Here is an 18,879-nt window from a genome sequence, read left to right as displayed (position 1 = left end):
CAAAACAGTTTCGGCTGCCCGCCCCGATACTTGGCTGGCCTGCGGAAGTGGCAGGAGGTGGCATGCGAATAACGGACGCCCTGCGCGGTGAGCATGGTGCGTATTGCGGACTATTTGATCAGGTTAATTCTCTGGTTGATGAAGTTGAAATTATTTCACAAATTCAAAATGCCACGATCGCATTGAATGCCGAGATTGTCTCCCACGGCAAGCTTGAGGAAACGCTGCTCATTCCTGCGCTGCGGCCTCATCTGGAGGATGACCGGCTTGTCACGGCAATGCGCGATGAGCACACGAGAATGGAACAATCCCTGGAGAAGGTGGAGGACGCTCAGGATCTCCAAGATGCCGTGGATTGGATTCACTATTGCATCGGATTCGCCCGCGAACATTTTCGGAAAGAGGAGGAGTTTCTGTTTCCTTTGGCTGACGAAATGTTGAGCGAGGGGGAATTGGCAAGGCTCGGGCACGCCTGGGCTGAGGTCCGCGGCGTCTCTCTGGTCCCGCTGCGAACGTTGGCGCCATAAGACATCTTTCTGGCCACCGTGCTGGCCGTTTCATGCTTGAATGTTTCCACACCGCGCAACGCCGCGGCGGAGTGTTGTGGGGGATGGAGAGTGGCAGGTCGGATTACGGCGGGATTCGTGGGGTTGTTGGCTCTGTTGGCTGTGCACGATCCGGTAAGCGCGGCTTGGCAGATAAAGGATTTCGACATCTGGATTGGCGCGCCCGAGAACGTCGAGGCGGTGACCGATGTGACCAATCTGCTGGGGTTGAACGATGTAGCCGATGTTCCGCCGGGGCATATCGCTGTACTCGAGAGCTATCTTCGCGAGGTCGCGCGGCATTACGAGTTGCTCGGGTTTCGCCAACCGATGCTCGAGCCCGTGGTGACCGGCGACGACGGCAGGCAGGCCTACCGCATCTATCTCTACGATTATCCCGATTGGCGCGACATGACTGGCGCCTATGTCGATGACGAGGCCTTCACCCAGCTGAACGAGCACGAGCGCATCCGGCTTTCCAGCACCGCACCCGCGGGCTATAGCGTTCGTTGTCGTGGCATGGGCACGACTCCCTATATCAAGATCGATCTGTCGCGCGCCTTTCAGGGGGGGGTACTACGTGCGCGGACGATGGAGAATTTAGCGCACGAGCTGTTTCATGCGGTTCAATACGGCTACGACCTATTTCCGGAGAATTGTACCTTAGGTAATTGGATTGTCGAGGGAACGGCAGAGGCGATGGGCATTGATACCGCCTTCGCTCTGCGAGGTGTAGAGCCTTCGCGACGTCGCCCAGTCCAGCGCTGGGGTGGCCGCAGGTACAGCAGTACGCTTTACGTTTCGGATAATGATTTGCGGCGCAAGAACGATGGCTATTGGAGCGCTTCCCTGTGGCGGTATATCGGCGAATATATGAGCGCCAAAGTATCGAATGGGTTGGCAACGATCGAGCCGATTGCGCCCGACTATCACTACTTGGATTCCTTCTTCAGCACCCCGCTGGACGGCTCCCCCGGTTTGCCGGATGAGATGACATGGCTCGATACCGGCCTGCGTCGCGAGACGGGACTGGGGCTGGCTCGGCTTTATGCTAATTTTGTTGTTACGTTTTCCGACTATGTGCCAAGACGGGCGCAGGTCACCCAATCGGAGGAGGGGGTCCGGCGCCGCTGGCACAGGGCTGTTTTCGGCGGCTGTCCACCGCTCTTTCTGTCTAATGATAGACCTCAAGCAAAAGTAACGTTGAATTTGTCGAAGGTCGCGACCCGCTGTGTCAAGCTCGTTATCGGTGTGCCAGATGGGGTCGATATCTCCGTGCAAACCAGTGGTGAGGACATAGCCCGGCTACGCTCACTTGTCGTCGGTGTGAGCGGCGCCAAGCAAGTGGGCCGCCCGACTATCGTTCAGAACCCCGCCAAGTCCGAGGAGCACATTGCGCATTGGCGGTTTCACCTCGCAACCGATACTCCCCAATACCTCATTATCGCCAATGTCGCGCGCAATCCAGCGACGACCTTAGCTCAGCATCCGTTGCTGCATTTTTCCATCAGTGGCTGGGAAAGTTCGATGGTTGGGTCGCGGACGCAGGGGCAGCCGGAGGCAAGTCCACCTGGAAGCCAACCACAGCCGGCAGCTTTGGGAGGCGATTCCGCTGTTGCGCACACTGCCGAGGAACTCGACGGCGGTGCGTCAATTTTGAGCACCTATGAGGGGACGAGTGCGCAAATGGGGCGCCAGGAGACAGAGACCCCCTGTTATGAGGCGTTCAGGTACATGGCCTGCGGGCCCGTTACCACGATTTTGCTGGAATTGAATCCGGGTCTGCTCGGCAGCAATAGCCACACCACGGGGACCGGTGCTTTTAGCGGTCAGGTCGTGAACATGGCTGCTGGTTCTGGCGAAGCGGGCGTGTTGGATCTGGACGAGGAGATGGCTCGTATGGCCGCGGTGTTGGACGCCACCGAAGGCTCTTCGGTACAGATCACAATCCCACTTATTGACTACGGCTTCAGCGGCAGTTTCGCCAATGCGCAGATGTCGGTCTCGGCCGAGGACGGCGGGGCATACCGGGCTGTCGGCATCTATTCTGCGCAGGTGCGGCGATATCCGCTGACCGGCCAGGTGACGATCGAGGAATACACGCCGTTCGTCATGCGCGGCAGCTTTTCGGCCGACCTAATCGACTTTCGGCTGATCGATTGGACAATCAAAAATCCAGTGTTGTCGCACCACGCGAGCGTCGCGGGGCGCTTCGCCATCGCGGCGCCTTGGGAAGGCGATCGACGAGCCGCGATGCTGTCTTCGGACGATATCGCCGACGATGTCTTCCAGGATGCCATAGAGATGTTTCCGGCGCTCAGCGGCGAGTCCCTGCAAGAGATGGTAGCCGCTGCTATGACCCGTGAGCAGGCCACTTTTGGTAGTAGCGGCGGCTTTACCATCGAGTTGCCATGCGATTGCAGTTGCAACCGTGTCGACGGCCTGAAGCGGATTTGCCGGGGCTATTGTGCGCCTGTTCTTCATGCCTGCCTCGGCCAACCTGCGAAGGGCGTGGTGCCGTTGGATGAGTCGGTGCTAGCCGATAGGAACGGCGAGATTGCAACCTTGCGGGCGCGCTTCGCCGAATACCTGCAGATGCGGTTTCAAGACCCCGATATGCGGGAGAGCTTTCTCAGCGTATTCGACATAGCGGAGACGCTAGATGGCAAACGCCGGGTGATGTTGTCGTATGGCGCCAATCCCGGTCCTTGATCTTTTCATGTTGTGGTTGCAGCTCTGATCCGCGCCCAGGATGGGTGCCTCGCTTGCCGTTTCATGCTTGAATGCCGCGACTTGAGGAAGAGGGAGACACGGAATGGCGATAGAGACGCAGTGGCACGACTATGACGTTGTAGTAATTGGCTCCGGCGGTGCCGGAAGCGCGGCCGCGCACGCTGCCGCGGAGAGCGGCGCGCGGGTGCTGGTGGTATCGAAGGATCCGATCGGCTGCTCAGACACCAAGATTTCCGAAGGTATTATTACGCTTCGTGGCAGCGCAGAGGATGCCGATACTCGTCAGGTGCTCTCCGATAATTTACGCGTGGCGGGTGCTGATCTGCCCGATCCCGAAATTACTGATGCCTTCGCGGCTGACAGCCGTGACGCTTATGACTGGATTCGCCGGCAAGGTCTGCGCCCCGACATCGACGAGGAGCGCGGCGGCCCGCAAACGGTACCGGTCGCATTTGGCGGACACACCCATCGGCGCTCCGTCGTCCATCGCAATAGCGGCGTGGCGTTTAGCCATGCCCACTGGAATGCGGTCGTCCAGGGCGCCGGGATCGACCATCTCGAAGACGCCTGGGTATTGGATTTGGTGACGGTTGACGATGGCGATCCCTGCGTTGCGGGCGCTGTGGTCTACGACGCTGGGCGCGGCGAGTTGCTGGCGATCCGTGCACCATCGGTGGTGATCGCTTCCGGCGGGCTAGGCACGATGTATTTTCCCAAGACTGACACCATGCGCGGCAATACCGGCGATTCTTATGCGCTTGCTCTGCGCGCGGGCGCCGATCTGGTAGATATGGAGCAGGTGCAGTTCCTGCCCTTCTGTATCACCTATCCGCCGTCCTACGAGGGGCTGATCGCTTCAGAGCCCGGTGTGGCGGGTTATCTCGGGGTGCTGCGTGATGCCGAGGGCAAGCTCTTGCTCGATGGGCTGATGCTGCGCACTCGCGCTGAGTGTGCTGCCGCCATGGTACGCGCGGTTAATGAAGGACGCGGCACTGAGCGGGGCGGCTGCTATCTCGATCTCACCGCTAATGTTGCGGCACCGCGCTCCGGACCCTATTTCGAGGTTTTTCTGAACACTACTTTATCCAAGGTCATGGGCACGGTGCGCCAGGCCATGGGGCGCAAGGCGACAAAGTGCCAGGAATGGTGGGAGGTGCGCCCGAGTGCGCACTATTGCATGGGCGGAGTGCGTGTCGGACCTGATGCCGCGGCCAAGACCGATGAGGATCGTGCAGCCGTGCGTGGATTATTTTCCGCCGGCCAGGCGATGGGCGGTGTGTTCGGTGCCAACCGATTGGGCTCGACGGCGCTGTCGGAAAACGCGGTCTTCGGCATTCGTGCCGGCCATGGCGCGGCTGCCGTCGCCAAGGCGAGCAAACCCGCTGACGATGCCGTTTTTACACCGCTGCTTGATGGCTATCGCGGCCTGTTCGGACAGGGCAGTGCCGACGCGCCGGCGTGTCTCGTAAGGGAGCTGCAGGAAGCCTGTTGGGAACATATCGGCCCGGCCCGTACCAGGTCGGGGCTCGAGACCATGTTGACGAAGATTGCCGAGCTGCGCCGCCGCTGCAGCGAGGCCACTGTGAGTTGCGAGGGTGTGTGGAACCAGTCTTTCATAGACCGCGTCGAACTTGCTAGCATGCTGGACACGGCGGAAGCTGTGGCACGAGCGGCATTGACGCGCGAGGACAGTCTGGGTGCGCATGTCCGCCTCGATGGTGGCCAGACCTCGCTGCTGTGGTCGCGGCCGTGGTCGGCGGTTGTTCGTCGTGATGCGGCGGATGGCTGGGGGGTGGTGAAGGCACCGCGCAAGGGCACGCCGTTCTTGCAACTGCTGGCCTACCTGTACCGAGATCGCAAGCGCAAGGTGGCTCTCAGGTTGTTACGGTCGCTGCCGCTGCGCTGGCGAGATGCTGTCATAGAGGGGCGCTATCGCGCCACCATGGGCCCTCTCAAGAGTGGTGATGAGAAGGTCGCCGAAGCTCAGGTCGCGGAAGCATGAAGGTAGAGATCGTTCTGCACCGCGATGGCGAAGACCGTCCGGTGACCTACGAATATCAGCCACGCGAAGAGGGCGAGCGCCCGATGGTGCTGGACTTGCTTTTGCAGGCACAGACCAGCGAGATTCTCGATCTCTCCTATCGCTATGGCTGCCGCAACCGCGCTTGCGGCCTATGCACCGTCGACGTCAACGGCCGCCCACGCTTGTCTTGCCGGGCGCGGGTAAAGGAAGGCGATAGCATCAGCGCCCAAGGCACCCTGCCGGTGTTGCGCGACATGATCGGCCGCCGCGACGGCATCGCCCGGCAATTGCGCGGCCATCTGCCCAACGCCATACTCGCGAACGATCTCAATGTGGCGGCGGGCGACGACTTTCACGCCCTGACCGCCTGTATCGACTGTTATGCCTGTCTGCATGACTGTCCTATGCACGCGCGCAACTTCAGAGATGGTGAAGAGCAGCGCGATGACGGTGACGCCTATCGCTGGGGCAATCCGTTCTCACTGCTGAAGTTGCAACGCCTGCGCCTCGATCCGCTGGCCAGCGAAAGCGATCGCGTGGGTGCGCTCGAGACCGCGCGAGAGCTCGGGCTTGACGCTTGCGTCGACTGCCCCGGTTGCAAATGCGGCATCGGTATCGATCTTAAAGGCAAGGTTATTGCGCCGCTGCTGGCGCAGCTTTGATGGCTCCCCGTCGGCAGCATCCACATCTACCGCGTTACCAGTCCGGAGATGATCGTCTTCGGTAGTTTTCTGCATGACGCCTTGCCGTCAGAAGGAGAGGAAACATGAGGTTTGTGGGCAAGCGTGCCATGGTCACCGGCGCCGGTCACGGCATCGGCCTTGCCATCGCCCAGCGCCTGGCGGAGGAGGGCGCGCAGGTCCTGATCTGCGACCGCCACGAGGCGCGGGCTGAGGCGGCGGCCGACAGCATCGGCCACGATGTTGCGGCGCATGTTATCGACGTGCGTGAGCGTTGCGCTGTTGAGGGTGCTGTGGCGAAAGCGGTGGCGCTGTGGGACGGCCTTGACGTGCTGGTCGCCAATGCCGGGGTGATGGACCGCATGCCCTTCCTCGAGACTACGGACGAGCACTGGCGCACAGTGCTCGGCATCAACCTCTACGGCGCCTTTCTTTGCGGCCAGGTGGCGGCACGCCGGATGGTGGCACAAGGGGCGGGCGGTCGCATCGTCAACGTAGCCTCGAACTCTGGCATCTTCGGCGGCCGTGGGCGCGCAGCCTACGGCACCAGCAAGGCCGGGTTGATCAACCTCACACAATGCATGGCCATCGAACTCGCCGAGCACGATATATTGGTCAATGCTGTGGCGCCGGGTCCGACGAAAACGCACCCCGAGCTGCAAGGCGAGCTGATGGCCAGCGCCGCCCAGCGCATGCCTCTCAAGCGCTTTGGCCATCCCAGCGAGATCGCCGCCGTTGCCGCCTTCCTTGCCTCCGACGACTGTACCTTTACCACCGGTCACACCTACGCTGCCGACGGCGGTTTCACCGTCGCGGGGGTGATGGAGGGGTAGGGGAAAAGTAAATAGTAGGCGATTGATAGCGAAAATTTACAAATCTAATTTTCTTGGATCATACGGACTTTAGTGGCTGCTTGTTAACAAGACGAAAGTCATCAAATTTCGGGTCTGACTCGCTGGGTGTCTCCTTGTCCTATGCTCACCCTTTCACGCCAGCGCCCCCAGAACGCCAGGGATAGGCTATATCGACGGGAGCTTCGCGATTGCCGCGGGCCAAGCCTAGCTTGTTGAGGCGCAGGCGTACCATGGGAAACTGCTCGCGGCCCCAGAAGACTTCACCGTCGAGCACGATGGTGGGCACGCCGAAGACACCAGCCGTATCGGCGTCAGCGTGTATTGCCTCAAGCGCGGCGTGGCCCTCATCGGCGGCGTAAGCGGCAAACGCCGAGGGGTCGGCGCCGGCTTCGCCAAGTACGGCTTGGATCACGGTGCGATCCTCGATGTCCAGCGCCCGGCGCCAGAACCGCTCGAAGACGATATCTGTATAGGCGCGGAAGACATGCTGTTGCTTCGCATAGAGCATACCGATGCCGGCGAGAGCAGAATCCCAGATCTTCTGCGTACCGAGAATGGTCAGACCGCGCAGGTTGGCATGGCGGCGCACGTCCATATAGGTGTAGCGGACGCGGCGCCATTGGTAGGCGGTGCGCTCTTGGTGCAGGACCTGGCGTGCATCGTCGACCTCCGCCGAGCCCCGATAGCTGGCGATGTCGAGCGTGAAGGGTAGCCAGTTGAGCGCCACGTTGAAGTCGCGCTCAAAGGTCTGGGCCGGCTCGATAGCGAGGTAGGCGTAAGGACTCTTGAAGTCGATGTAGATGTCGAGCGTCTTGCTGGTCATGCTACAAATTTCCTTACCCAGGGCCGGATAAGCCCGAAGACGATGGCGTATCTAGCCGGAAAATCAGAGCGGAGAATCGTGCCAGACGCTGACCCACGAGTACTTCCAACTAGCGTATTAGAGGATCAGATTTTGCCTATTTTTATGGCATTTAGATTTTTTTTGCACAAAATTTATATGCTTTATTAAATTTTATGCATCCCTATCCAGCGCGTCCTGCGCTTTTGATATCGTTTGCCACCGTGCCATCCCTCTTCAAACCTGCAGAATCCCTCATGGGACCTGCAACAATGAGAAACAGTAAGGGAATGGCACGATGTTTGCTACGGAGGGAGCGGTGTAAGACAATCTTATTTGGGAGACATTCTATGAAACTGAGGAGCCGTTCCCTAGCTGCCCTTGGCCTGACAGCCGGCCTCATGTCGGCGATGTCGGTGCAAGCGGCTGATACCATCAAGGTCGGCGTGCTGCATTCGCTGTCAGGCACGATGGCGATCAGCGAGACCACGCTGAAGGATACCGTTCTGATGATGGTCGATGACCTCAATGCAGACGGCGGCCTACTTGGCAAGCAGGTCGAGGCGGTCGTCGTCGACCCGGCGTCAGACTGGCCGCTATTCGCAGAGAAGGCACGCGAGTTGATCGAGAAGGAGCAAGTCGCGGCGACCTTCGGCTGCTGGACCTCGGTCTCGCGCAAGTCTGTCCTGCCGGTCTTCGAGGAACTCAACGGTCTCCTCTTTTACCCGGTGCAGTACGAAGGCGAGGAAAGCTCGCGCAACGTCTTCTATACTGGTGCCGCGCCGAACCAACAGGCGATCCCGGCCGTCGAATATCTCATGAGCGAGGACGGCGGTGGTGCCCAGCGCTGGGTGCTGCTTGGCACAGACTACGTCTATCCGCGCACGACCAACAAGATCCTGCGTGCCTTCCTGCATTCGAAGGGGGTCACCGACGAGGACATCCTAGAGTCCTATACGCCGTTCGGTCATTCCGACTGGCAGACCATCGTTACCGAGGTGAAGACCTTCGCCTCTACCGGCAAGCCGACCGCCGTGGTCTCGACCATTAATGGCGATGCCAATGTTCCCTTTTACAAGGAACTGGGCAACCAGGGCATCAGTGCCGAGGACATCCCGGTCGTGGCCTTCTCGGTCGGCGAGGAGGAACTTTCCGGCCTCGACACTAAGCCATTGGTCGGTCACCTAGCCGCGTGGAACTACTTCATGAGCGTCGACAACGGGGGCAACGACGCCTTCATTGACGCTTGGCAGGATTACATTGGCAGCGACGAGCGTGTTGTCAACGATCCCATGGAGGCTCACTACATCGGCTTTCAGATGTGGGCCCAGGCAGTGCGTCAGGCCGGCAGCACTGATGTGGATGCCGTGCGGCAGGCCATGTACGGTCAAGTCGTGTATTCTCTGAGCGGCTATGACGTCACCATGAACGTCAACCACCATCTCTCCAAGCCGGTCATGATCGGTGAAATCCAGGACGACGGCCAGTTCGACATCGTCTGGCGGACCGACGGTGTGGTCGTGGGCGATGCATGGAGCGACTACATCCCCGAAAGCGCCAAGCTGGTGGCGGATTGGACCTACCCCTGGGTGTGTGGAAATTGCGAGCACCCGAGTTACGCGGTTGCAGAGTAGAGTGGCATTGGACCGGCGGGGCTTATCTGGCTCCGCCGCGTTCTTTCTGACATATGAATGTAATGCTATTCGTTAGACGTATCCTAACGGGTTTTCTGGCTCTCTTTCTCATGGGTACAGCCTATGGAGCCACGATAGAAGAGAGCATCCACGGCCTCGCCGCGAAAAGTTTGGCAGATAAGATAATCGCCGTCGAGGCGCTTTCCGGAAGCGGCGATGAGCGCGCTCGCGACATCCTGCAGGCGATGTTGGATGGGCGCCTCTATCGTGTGAAGGTCGACGACCGTACCGTCTTTGCTGACAAGATTGAGGGCGGCTTTTCCATTATCGATGCGTTGACGGGTGAGGTTCTCGGCGAGGTTGGCAAGCGCGAGGTCAAAAAGGTCAAAGCAAACAACAAATTGCGCGGCAAGCTGCGTGGCGTGATCGGCGGCATGTCCCTTCTCAACCCGGATGCCAATGTGCGCAAAGCCGCGGCGGATGCCATTTTCAAGACACCCAGCGCGGCGATGGTTTCCGTACTGGAGCAGGCCGTAGAGAGCGAAGCAGACGACGACGTGCGCAGTCGTCTGGAGCGCGCCCTTGCCGCAGCACAAATTGCCATCTCGCAGAATTCAGACATACGGCAAGCGGCAGTGCAGCGGCTCGGAACTTTCACGGATTCCGATGTTCGCGCTCTGGTCGGCGGATTGCTCATCGAAACAGACGACGGCTTTGTCGAGGTGGATGCCGCCGTGCGGGCCGCGGCCAGTGTTGCGCTGGAGAAGATTGAAGCCAGCATCGCACGCTGGACTCTGGTTGGAAACCTGTTTCAGGGCCTCAGCCTCGGCTCGGTGCTGCTGCTGGCGGCAATCGGTCTTGCCATCACTTTCGGCGTCATGGGTGTTATCAACATGGCCCATGGCGAGATGGTCATGCTTGGCGCCTATACCACCTTTGTGGTGCAGGAAATATTCCGTAATCACTTCCCCGAATCGTTCGACTATTCAATCGCTGTTGCTATACCGGCCGCTTTCATCGTGGTCGGCGCGCTTGGCATCGCCATCGAGCGAGGCATCATCCGTTTCCTCTACGGTCGGCCGCTCGAGACACTGCTCGCGACCTGGGGATTGAGTTTGATTCTGCAGCAATCGGTACGTACCATCTTCGGGCCGACCAACCGCGAGGTGGGAAATCCGAGTTGGATGACAGGCGCTATCGATCTCGCCGGCGGCGTCTCGCTAACCTATAACCGGCTTTGGATCATCCTCTTCAGCCTCATCGTCTTCGCTGGCCTGATTGCTCTTCTGGGGCGCACTTCTCTGGGTCTGCGCATGCGGGCGGTCACACAGAACCGTGCCATGGCAAGCGCTATGGGTATCCGCACCGGCGCCGTCGATGCACTGACCTTCGGGCTCGGCTGCGGCGTCGCAGGCATTGCCGGCGTGGCGCTGAGCCAGGTCGATAATGTCGGGCCCAATCTGGGCCGCGGTTACATTGTTGATTCCTTCATGGTCGTCGTCTTCGGCGGCGTTGGAAATCTTTGGGGTACGCTGGTCGGCGCGGCAACGCTCGGCGTTGTGAACAAGTTCCTCGAGCCCTTTGCCGGCGCCGTGCTCGGCAAGATCCTGGTGCTCGTCGCCATCATTCTGTTTATCCAGAAGCGTCCGCGCGGCATGTTCGCACTCAAAGGCCGCGCTGTGGAGAGCTGAACTGTGGTATCTGCCCTCCTCGGACGCCTGGGTCTCGGCGGTAGCATCTTCCTGGTGCTTCTGGTGCTCGCAGCCGTCCTGGTGCCACTGTTCAACCAGGTGCTGCCGGCAACATCGCCTTTTCATGTGCCAACTTACATGGTCAGCTTGTTCGGCAAGTATCTTTGCTTCGCTCTGCTGGCCCTAAGTGTTGATTTGATTTGGGGTTATTGCGGCATTTTGAGCCTCGGCCATGGCGCTTTTTTTGCGCTGGGCGGCTATGCCATGGGCATGCACCTGATGCGCCAGATTGGCGACCGTGGCGTCTATGGAAATCCGGAATTGCCAGACTTTATGGTCTTCCTAGATTGGGCGGAGTTGCCCTGGTACTGGCACGGCTTCGACAGCTTCGCCTTTGCCGCGCTCATGGTTTTGCTGGTGCCTGGCACGCTCGCCTTCCTCTTCGGCTGGCTCGCTTTCCGCTCACGCGTCACCGGTGTCTACTTGTCCATCATGACCCAGGCGATGACGTTTGCGCTGCTGCTCGCTTTCTTCCGCAATGACATGGGCTTTGGCGGCAATAACGGGCTGACCGACTTCAAGGATTTACTCGGCTTCGATCTACAGGCGGACGGTACGCGCCTAGCGCTCTACGTCGCATCAGCAATCGCTCTGGCGCTCGGCTTTCTCCTGTCGCGCTACCTCGTTACTTCTCGCTTCGGTCGCGTGCTCGTCGCCGTGCGTGATGCGGAGAGCCGCACACGCTTCCTCGGCTATCGCGTCGAGTACTACAAGCTCTTCGTCTTCGTGCTTTCGGCTATCCTCGCCGGTATCGCCGGCGCTCTCTACGTGCCACAGGTAGGCATCATCAATCCCGGCGAGTTTTCGCCAGCCAATTCCATTGAGATCGTCATATGGGTTGCTATCGGCGGTCGCGGAACTCTGTTTGGTGCTGTGCTCGGCGCCATCCTTGTGAACTACGCTAAGAGCTATTTCACTGGCGCCCTGCCAGAACTTTGGCTCTTCGTGCTTGGCGGACTATTTATCAGCGTAACGATCTTCCTGCCCAAAGGCATCGTCGGTGCTGTCTCAAGCCTGCGTATGATTGTGACGCGCCAGCACGCTGCGCGGAAATCCATGGAGATGATGGCCAGTGAGTGAAATTTCCCACAAGTTGCTGGCGCCAGAGGAAGTCGCGGCGAGCGCGCCCGAGCCCGGCGATGCCCTGCTCTACGTCGAGGGGGTGAGCGTCAGCTTCGACGGCTTCAAGGCGCTCAACGATCTCAACTTCTACGCTTCGGCTCGGCAGATGGAAGCGATGATCGGGCCTAACGGCGCTGGCAAAACGACGATGATGGATGTTATCAGCGGTAAGACCAAGCCCGATCAGGGGCGGCTGATTTTCCGTGGCGACGTGGACCTGGCCAAGCTCGACGAGGCGGCGATCGCTAATCTCGGCATCGGGCGCAAATTCCAGAAGCCCACCGTATTCGAGAATCACACCGTGTTCGACAATCTGGAGCTCGCCCTGAAGGGGCATCGCGGGGTCTTTCACGCTGTCTTCAAGCGGCTCTCGGCGGATGAGCGCGTGCGGATCGACGAGGTGCTCGGCATCATCTCGCTCGTGGCACACACACACCGCCGTGCCGGCGACCTGTCACACGGCCAGAAGCAGTGGCTCGAAATCGGCATGCTGCTCATGCAAGACCCGGAGCTGCTCATGGTCGATGAGCCCGTGGCTGGCATGACGGATGCGGAGACTGAGGACACAGCCCAGCTATTGCGCCGCATCGCGGAGACCCATTCGGTTATGGTGGTAGAGCATGACATGGATTTCGTGCGGGCGCTCGACACCCGCGTGAGTGTCCTCCACGAAGGCTCCGTCATTGCTCAGGGCTCACTCGACACTGTTCAGAACGATGAGCGCGTAATCGAGATATATCTGGGACGCTGACCGATGTTGCAAGTCCAAGCCATCGATCTGTACTATGGCGCCAGCCAGGCCCTGCGCGGGGTCTCGCTCGAGGCGCCAGTGGGCGAAGTGACCTGCGTGTTGGGGCGCAACGGTGTGGGCAAGACCAGTCTGCTGCGCGCCATAGTCGGCCAGCATAAGGTCAGTGGTGGTCATATTCGTTGGGAGGAAACGGACATCACGAGCCAGCCGGCGCACCGCCGCGCCGCGGCCGGCATCGCCTATGTGCCGCAAGGGCGGGAGATCTTTCCCCTGCTCACGGTCGAGGAGAACCTGCGCACGGGCTTTGCTGCCGTGCCGCGCGCGCTGCGCTCGGTGCCTGAACGCGTGTTCGAGCTTTTCCCAGTGCTGAAGTCCATGCTGCGGCGGCGCGGCGGCGACCTTTCTGGTGGACAGCAACAGCAGCTCGCCATCGCCCGTGCGCTGGTCATGCGCCCACGCCTGCTCGTGCTCGACGAACCGACCGAGGGCATCCAGCCCTCGATCATCAAAGATATCGAAGCGGTTATCCGTATCCTCCGAGAGGAAGGCGAAATGACGATCCTGCTGGTCGAGCAGTATTTCGAGTTCGCCCAGCGCTTGGCTGACCGCTATGTGGTGCTGAACCGGGGCGAGATTGTTGCCCAAGGAACGGCTGAGAGCCTGGTCGATGATGATGTCCGCAGTCACCTCACTGTCTGAGCTGCCGGCCGCCGACGGCGAGGTGCGCGCGAGCGTCGGCGCGGGTGGCCCCTTCGGCGACATCTACCAGCGCCAACCTCTCAGGCTGCTGCGCCCGCGCGTCGATGCCGGCGAGCCCCAGACCGGCATTCTCGTCAACACCGCCGGTGGTATCGTCGGTGGGGATCGGCATCGCATCGAGATCGACTGCGTGGCCAAGGGCGATGCGCTGCTAGTCGGGCAGGCGGCGGAGAAGGTCTATCGCACGAGCGGGCCAACAGCGACGATCGAGGTCCAGCTCACGGCGAATAACGGCGCTCGCCTTGAGTGGTTGCCCCAGGGCACCATTCTATTTGATGCTGCGCGCTTGACCCGCCAGACGACGCTTCGCCGTGCCAAGAGTGCGCGCATCCTGGCCGGCGAGATTCTTGTGCTCGGGCGCATCGGCATGGCGGAGACCGTACAGACCGGCGCCCTATTCGATCGCTGGCGCATCGAGGACTGCGGCAGGCTCGCCTGGCTCGATGCCCTGCATCTCGATGGCGATATAGCACACCTGGGTGCGGTCGCCGCCGGGCTTAACGGCGCCCGCACGTTGGCGACGGTGCTCTATGTCGCCGATGATGCAGCGGCACGGCTCGATGAAGCTCGCGCCATGCTAGGCGAATCGACGACGGATCTCAGGGTTGGCGCAACGGTTGTCGGCAACGTGCTGATCTGTCGCTGGCTGGGCAAGGAGCCGCATTTTTTACGTGAGGCCGTAGGCCACTTCTGGTGCCAGTTTCGCGCTGCAACCCTGGGTCGCAAGCCCAATCTGCCGGTTCTCTGGCATCACTGAGGGGGAGGAATTCGTGAACCTGACACCGAGGGAAAAGGATAAGCTGCTGATCTCGATGGCAGCGATGGTGGCGCGTCAGCGCCTGACGCGCGGCGTGAAGCTCAATCATCCAGAAGCGATTGCCCTAATCACCGACCACGTGGTCGAAGGCGCACGCGACGGCAAGACAGTCGCCGAGCTCATGCAGTCCGGCGCGAGCGTTATCGCCCGCGGCCAGGTTATGGAGGGCATTGCCGAGATGGTCCACGACGTGCAGGTCGAGGCGACCTTTCCCGACGGGACAAAGCTGGTCACCGTGCACGATCCAATCCGCTAAGGAGGGTACGATGATCCCTGGTGAAATCATCACTCTGGAAGGCGATATCACACTAAATGGTGGACGGGATACGGTAACCATTAGCGTAGTTAATACTGGTGACAGGCCCGTTCAGGTTGGCAGTCACTACCATTTCTCCGAGACTAATAGCGAGCTCTCCTTTGACCGTGAGACGGCACGTGGCCACCGGCTCGATATTGCTGCGGGCACGGCGGTCCGCTTCGAGCCAGGCCAGACGCGAGATGTAACGCTGATTCCCTTTGCGGGCCTGCGTCGCGTCTTCGGCTTCAACCAGGCGGTCATGGGCCGCCTCGATGGCGGGGAGGGTTGAGTCATGGCGAGTACGCTGAGTCGGCGCGCCTATGCGGACATGTTTGGTCCCACGACCGGCGATAAGGTGCGCCTGGCCGACACCGATCTCGTTATCGAGGTCGAGCGCGACCACACGACCTATGGCGAGGAGGTCAAGTTCGGCGGCGGTAAGGTGATCAGAGACGGTATGGGCCAGTCCCAGGTCTCGCATGCTGACGGTGCCGTCGATACTGTCATTACCAACGCCCTGATCCTCGACCACTGGGGTATCGTCAAGGCCGATATCGGCCTCTCTAACGGCTGTATCGCCGGCATTGGCAAGGCGGGCAACCCAGACACCCAGCCCGGTGTCGATATCATCGTCGGACCCGGCACCGAGGCGATCGCCGGCGAAGGCCTGATCTGCACGGCGGGCGGCATCGACTCGCACATCCATTTCATCTGTCCGCAACTGATTGAGGAGGCGCTGATCAGCGGCGTGACGACAATGCTCGGCGGCGGCACCGGACCGGCCGCCGGCACTAATGCCACCACCTGTACGCCAGGTCCCTGGCACATTCGGCGCATGCTGCAGGCGGCAGAAGTCTTCCCCATGAACCTTGGTTTTTTCGGTAAGGGCAATGCCAGCACGCCCAAGGCTTTACGCGAACAGGTCCTCGCCGGTGCCTGCGGTCTCAAGCTGCATGAGGACTGGGGCACCACGCCAGGCGCTATCGATTGTTGCCTGAGCGTCGCCGACGACTACGATATCCAGGTACTCATCCACACCGACACGCTGAACGAGTCGGGCTTCGTAGAGAACACCATTAAGGCCTTCGCCGGGCGCACTATCCATGCTTTTCACACCGAAGGCGCAGGCGGTGGACATGCGCCGGACATTATCAAGCTCTGCGGCGAAGCGAACGTGTTGCCATCCTCGACAAACCCGACGCGCCCCTTCACAAAAAATACCATAGACGAGCATCTTGATATGCTAATGGTATGCCATCACCTCGACCCGAAGATAGCCGAGGATATTGCCTTTGCCGAGAGCCGTATTCGCCGCGAGACCATTGCCGCCGAGGATATTCTGCACGACCTCGGTGCCTTCTCGATCATCGCTTCAGACAGCCAGGCGATGGGCCGCGTCGGCGAGGTTATCATCCGCACTTGGCAGACAGCTGACAAAATGCGCAAGCAACGTGGGCGCCTAGCCGAGGAAGGTGGTGACAACGACAATTTTCGCGCCAAGCGCTATGTTGCTAAATACACCATTAATCCCGCTATTACCCATGGTATTGCTGAGCATGTGGGCTCGGTCGAGCAAGGCAAGTTGGCCGATCTCGTGCTCTGGCACCCGGCCTTCTTCGGCGTTAAGCCGGCTATCGTGATCAAGGGCGGCAGCATTGCCACGGCACCGATGGGGGACCCCAACGCCTCGATTCCGACACCACAGCCGGTGCACTACCGGCCGATGTTCGCAAGCTATGGGAGCTCTTGCGTCGAAAGCGCCATAAGCTTTGTCAGCGCGGCCTCTCTCGATGCTGGTTTCGATGGACTGTCGCGCGAGCTTGTTGCGGTCGGCGACACGCGCAGCGTCATCGGCAAGCAGAGCATGATCCACAATGCTGCGATGCCCGCCATCGAGGTAGATCCCGAGACCTACGAGGTGCGTGCCGACGGCGAGTTGTTGACCTGCGAGCCGGCGGCAGAGCTGTCCATGGCTCAACGTTACTTCTTGTTCTGATGCAAAGGGCTGTGCATAGCGCGGCGGCCGGTACCTGGCCGGCTGATGCGGCAGCCGAGACGGCCGCGCTCGATTACGAGGACCGGGCACGGCGACGTATCCGTCTACGCTGCGAGTCCGGTTTCGTCTTTCTGCTCGACTTGCCCGCCGTGGTGCGGCTTCGCGACGGCGATGGCCTGAAGCTAGACGATGGCCGCTGGATTGGCGTTCGCGCTGCGCCCGAGCCATTGATCGAGGTGCCATGCGCGGATCCGGAAGGCCTTGTGCGCCTCGCCTGGCATCTCGGTAACCGTCACGTCCCCACAGAGGTTTACGCCGGCACCATCCGCTTTCGCTATGACCCGGTGATCGTCGACATGGTCAAGGGCCTTGGCGCCAGGCCAGTCGCGCTCGAGGCGCCTTTCCAACCTGAGCCCGGCGCTTACACCCACAAAGGCCACAGCCATGGATGAGCGATCACTCTACCAGCTTATGGCCTGGCTGTCGCCCGGCTACCCAGTCGGCGCTTACAGCTATAGCCACGCCCTAGAGGCGGCCGTTGAGGCGGGCCTAGTGCACGATCGCGAGAGCTTGTGCGATTGGCTCGATATGCTCGTTGCGCGGGGCGACGGTTGGATTGATGCGTGCTTCTTCTGTCATGCCTACGATGCTGCGTCGGCCGAGGATTGGTCTGGGCTTACGGACATTACCGTCCGGGCTCAGGCACAACGATCGACACCTGAGATAGCGCTCGAATCCGAGGCCCAGGGTGAGGCGTTTCTTTCGGCCACGGCACACGCTTGGCCTCATGCTTGGCTCGACAGGCTGCTCCATCCAGCCCCGTACTCTGTCGCTGTCGCTGTGACCTGTGCGGCGCACGACTTGCCACGGCAGGTTAGTCTCATCGCCTATCTACATGCTTTCATTGCCAATCTAGCCTCTGCCGGCATGCGGCTCGTTCCGCTCGGCCAAAGCGATGGCCAAGCCGCCATCGCCGACCTTGCCGTTACGGTGAGCCAAACCGCTGCCCGCGCACCCGGCGTTGCGCTCGACGAGATCGGCAGCGCAACGCCCATGGTCGACTGGCTGTCGATTACCCACGAAACCCAATATGTGAGGTTGTTTCGCTCATGATCCGCTCCCCGCACGGCCCCGCCCGCATTGGCATCGGCGGCCCCGTCGGCTCTGGCAAGACGGCGCTGACCAATGTGCTTTGTAAATTACTGCGTAACCGTTTCGATATTGCAGTGGTGACTAATGATATCTATACCAAGGAAGATGCCGAGTTCCTTACCCGCTCCGGTGCGTTGGAGCCAGAACGCATCGTTGGGGTCGAGACGGGAGGGTGCCCGCACACGGCGATCCGCGAGGACGCCTCGATCAATCTTGCCGCAATCGATGGTCTCGTGACACGCTTTCCTACCCTGGACCTGCTGCTCATCGAGTCTGGCGGCGATAACCTAGCGGCGACCTTCAGCCCCGAGCTCGCCGATATTACCATCTACGTCATCGACGTCTCGGCCGGCGATAAGATTCCACGCAAGGGCGGACCCGGCATCACGCGATCGGACCTGCTAGTGATCAACAAGACAGACCTGGCGCCCTTCGTCGGTGCCAGCCTGGACGTTATGGACTGCGACAGCCGGCGCATGCGCGGCGAGCGTCCCTTCGTCTTCACCTGCATCAAGGACGAGAAGGGCGTCAATGCAGTCGCCGAATTCGTGCTGCGTTCAAGCGGCCTGGAGTGCCCCGTGGTCGTTTAGAGCCTTGTTGAGTGTCCATAAATGGACTGGCTTCCGGGCGTGACCTCCTGCTCAACCCTTACACGCCAGATTCCTCAGATGATTTCGATAATAACGGAGGCGCATAATGGGCGACTTTGGTTCCGGATCGCCTAGCGGACACGGGTCCGAAACAGCGATTATCGACGCACAGAAAAAGGCCGCTGGAGCGGTCTCCAACGGCCTTTCTGTGAATTGGCTCCCCGGGCCGGACTCGAACCAGCGACATGGTGGTTAACAGCCACCCGCTCTACCAACTGAGCTACCGGGGAACAGTGGCGCCCCTATAGCAGAGCCTCGGGGTCGATTCCAGTG

18 protein-coding genes and 1 tRNA gene are annotated in these 18,879 nt (G+C 60.5%); 17 read left to right on the top strand and 2 right to left on the bottom strand.

Annotated features, from left to right (window positions below):
• The first annotated feature begins 62 nt into the window (after positions 1-62).
• The 5 genes from QF629_01405 (at position 63) to QF629_01385 (ending at position 6,814) form a co-directional block, all read left to right on the top strand.
• Positions 63-527: a hemerythrin domain-containing protein gene (locus QF629_01405; protein MDP6012191.1), complete on the top strand. Its 465-nt coding sequence runs from the start codon at positions 63-65 to the stop codon at positions 525-527.
• 90 nt (positions 528-617) lie between these two features.
• Complete coding sequence (locus tag QF629_01400; GenBank protein MDP6012190.1) at positions 618-3,257, top strand: hypothetical protein; 2,640 nt, start codon at positions 618-620, stop codon at positions 3,255-3,257.
• A 103-nt stretch (positions 3,258-3,360) separates the two neighbouring features.
• The gene (locus QF629_01395) at positions 3,361-5,280 is read left to right on the top strand and encodes an FAD-dependent oxidoreductase (protein MDP6012189.1); all 1,920 of its coding nucleotides are present in this window, start codon (positions 3,361-3,363) and stop codon (positions 5,278-5,280) included.
• On the top strand, positions 5,277-5,963 hold the full coding sequence (locus QF629_01390) for a 2Fe-2S iron-sulfur cluster-binding protein (protein MDP6012188.1): 687 nt from the start codon (positions 5,277-5,279) through the stop codon (positions 5,961-5,963). Before QF629_01395 ends, QF629_01390 begins: the two co-directional genes overlap by 4 nt.
• A 104-nt stretch (positions 5,964-6,067) precedes the next feature.
• The gene (locus QF629_01385) at positions 6,068-6,814 is read left to right on the top strand and encodes an SDR family oxidoreductase (GenBank protein MDP6012187.1); all 747 of its coding nucleotides are present in this window, start codon (positions 6,068-6,070) and stop codon (positions 6,812-6,814) included.
• A gap of 145 nt (positions 6,815-6,959) precedes the next feature.
• Here the strand turns inward: QF629_01385 and QF629_01380 are convergent, their stop codons facing one another.
• Complete coding sequence (locus tag QF629_01380; GenBank protein MDP6012186.1) at positions 6,960-7,658, bottom strand: DsbA family protein; 699 nt, start codon at positions 7,656-7,658, stop codon at positions 6,960-6,962.
• 368 nt (positions 7,659-8,026) lie between these two features.
• Between QF629_01380 and urtA the strand changes: the two genes are divergently transcribed.
• From urtA to ureG, 12 genes are read left to right on the top strand one after another with little or no spacing between them, the layout of a single operon-like run.
• Complete coding sequence (gene urtA, locus QF629_01375) at positions 8,027-9,310, top strand: urea ABC transporter substrate-binding protein (GenBank protein MDP6012185.1); 1,284 nt, start codon at positions 8,027-8,029, stop codon at positions 9,308-9,310.
• A gap of 53 nt (positions 9,311-9,363) precedes the next feature.
• Complete coding sequence (urtB, locus tag QF629_01370) at positions 9,364-11,001, top strand: urea ABC transporter permease subunit UrtB (GenBank protein ID MDP6012184.1); 1,638 nt, start codon at positions 9,364-9,366, stop codon at positions 10,999-11,001.
• 3 nt (positions 11,002-11,004) lie between these two features.
• A complete protein-coding gene (gene urtC, locus QF629_01365; protein ID MDP6012183.1) occupies positions 11,005-12,141 on the top strand; it encodes an urea ABC transporter permease subunit UrtC in 1,137 nt (378 codons plus the stop codon).
• A 1-nt stretch (position 12,142) separates the two neighbouring features.
• Positions 12,143-12,934: an urea ABC transporter ATP-binding protein UrtD gene (gene urtD, locus QF629_01360; GenBank protein MDP6012182.1), complete on the top strand. Its 792-nt coding sequence runs from the start codon at positions 12,143-12,145 to the stop codon at positions 12,932-12,934.
• Between the two features lie 3 nt (positions 12,935-12,937).
• Positions 12,938-13,633 (top strand): urea ABC transporter ATP-binding subunit UrtE, encoded by a 696-nt coding sequence (gene urtE / locus QF629_01355; GenBank protein MDP6012181.1) that lies wholly within the window; start codon positions 12,938-12,940, stop codon positions 13,631-13,633.
• Complete coding sequence (locus QF629_01350; protein ID MDP6012180.1) at positions 13,602-14,450, top strand: urease accessory protein UreD; 849 nt, start codon at positions 13,602-13,604, stop codon at positions 14,448-14,450. The genes urtE and QF629_01350 overlap by 32 nt, the downstream gene beginning before the upstream one ends.
• A gap of 13 nt (positions 14,451-14,463) precedes the next feature.
• A complete protein-coding gene (locus QF629_01345) occupies positions 14,464-14,766 on the top strand; it encodes an urease subunit gamma (GenBank protein MDP6012179.1) in 303 nt (100 codons plus the stop codon).
• 10 nt (positions 14,767-14,776) lie between these two features.
• Positions 14,777-15,097 (top strand): urease subunit beta, encoded by a 321-nt coding sequence (locus tag QF629_01340; protein ID MDP6012178.1) that lies wholly within the window; start codon positions 14,777-14,779, stop codon positions 15,095-15,097.
• A 3-nt stretch (positions 15,098-15,100) separates the two neighbouring features.
• Entirely contained in the window at positions 15,101-16,804 is a 1,704-nt protein-coding gene (ureC, locus tag QF629_01335; protein ID MDP6012177.1) for an urease subunit alpha, read from the top strand.
• 11 nt (positions 16,805-16,815) lie between these two features.
• Positions 16,816-17,256 (top strand): urease accessory protein UreE, encoded by a 441-nt coding sequence (locus QF629_01330; GenBank protein MDP6012176.1) that lies wholly within the window; start codon positions 16,816-16,818, stop codon positions 17,254-17,256.
• On the top strand, positions 17,249-17,917 hold the full coding sequence (locus QF629_01325) for an urease accessory protein UreF (protein ID MDP6012175.1): 669 nt from the start codon (positions 17,249-17,251) through the stop codon (positions 17,915-17,917). The genes QF629_01330 and QF629_01325 overlap by 8 nt, the downstream gene beginning before the upstream one ends.
• Positions 17,914-18,546, top strand: coding sequence for an urease accessory protein UreG (gene ureG / locus QF629_01320; protein MDP6012174.1), 633 nt, complete (start codon positions 17,914-17,916; stop codon positions 18,544-18,546). The genes QF629_01325 and ureG overlap by 4 nt, the downstream gene beginning before the upstream one ends.
• 214 nt (positions 18,547-18,760) lie before the next feature.
• On the opposite strand, the gene QF629_01315 is transcribed toward ureG, so the two are convergent.
• Positions 18,761-18,836, bottom strand: a tRNA-Asn gene (locus QF629_01315).
• Positions 18,837-18,879 lie beyond the last annotated feature (43 nt).

Source organism: Alphaproteobacteria bacterium, assembly GCA_030739735.1.
Taxonomy (GTDB): Bacteria; Pseudomonadota; Alphaproteobacteria; order UBA7887; family UBA7887; genus UBA7887.
Note: the sequence above shows the minus strand (reverse complement) of the source record. Positions and strands in the feature narration are given on the sequence as shown.

Excerpts from the sequence above, each read along its gene's own strand:
- QF629_01350 (MDP6012180.1), top strand. The coding sequence starts at position 13,602 with ATGATGATGTCCGCAGTCACCTCACTGTCTGAGCTGCCGGCCGCCGAC.
- urtB (MDP6012184.1), top strand. The coding sequence starts at position 9,364 with ATGAATGTAATGCTATTCGTTAGACGTATCCTAACGGGTTTTCTGGCT.
- QF629_01325 (MDP6012175.1), top strand. The coding sequence starts at position 17,249 with ATGGATGAGCGATCACTCTACCAGCTTATGGCCTGGCTGTCGCCCGGC.
- QF629_01340 (MDP6012178.1), top strand. The coding sequence starts at position 14,777 with ATGATCCCTGGTGAAATCATCACTCTGGAAGGCGATATCACACTAAAT.
- QF629_01390 (MDP6012188.1), top strand. The coding sequence starts at position 5,277 with ATGAAGGTAGAGATCGTTCTGCACCGCGATGGCGAAGACCGTCCGGTG.
- urtE (MDP6012181.1), top strand. The coding sequence starts at position 12,938 with ATGTTGCAAGTCCAAGCCATCGATCTGTACTATGGCGCCAGCCAGGCC.
- QF629_01380 (MDP6012186.1), bottom strand. The coding sequence starts at position 7,658 with ATGACCAGCAAGACGCTCGACATCTACATCGACTTCAAGAGTCCTTAC.
- QF629_01405 (MDP6012191.1), top strand. The coding sequence starts at position 63 with ATGCGAATAACGGACGCCCTGCGCGGTGAGCATGGTGCGTATTGCGGA.
- ureG (MDP6012174.1), top strand. The coding sequence starts at position 17,914 with ATGATCCGCTCCCCGCACGGCCCCGCCCGCATTGGCATCGGCGGCCCC.
- urtA (MDP6012185.1), top strand. The coding sequence starts at position 8,027 with ATGAAACTGAGGAGCCGTTCCCTAGCTGCCCTTGGCCTGACAGCCGGC.
- QF629_01385 (MDP6012187.1), top strand. The coding sequence starts at position 6,068 with ATGAGGTTTGTGGGCAAGCGTGCCATGGTCACCGGCGCCGGTCACGGC.
- QF629_01395 (MDP6012189.1), top strand. The coding sequence starts at position 3,361 with ATGGCGATAGAGACGCAGTGGCACGACTATGACGTTGTAGTAATTGGC.
- ureC (MDP6012177.1), top strand. The coding sequence starts at position 15,101 with ATGGCGAGTACGCTGAGTCGGCGCGCCTATGCGGACATGTTTGGTCCC.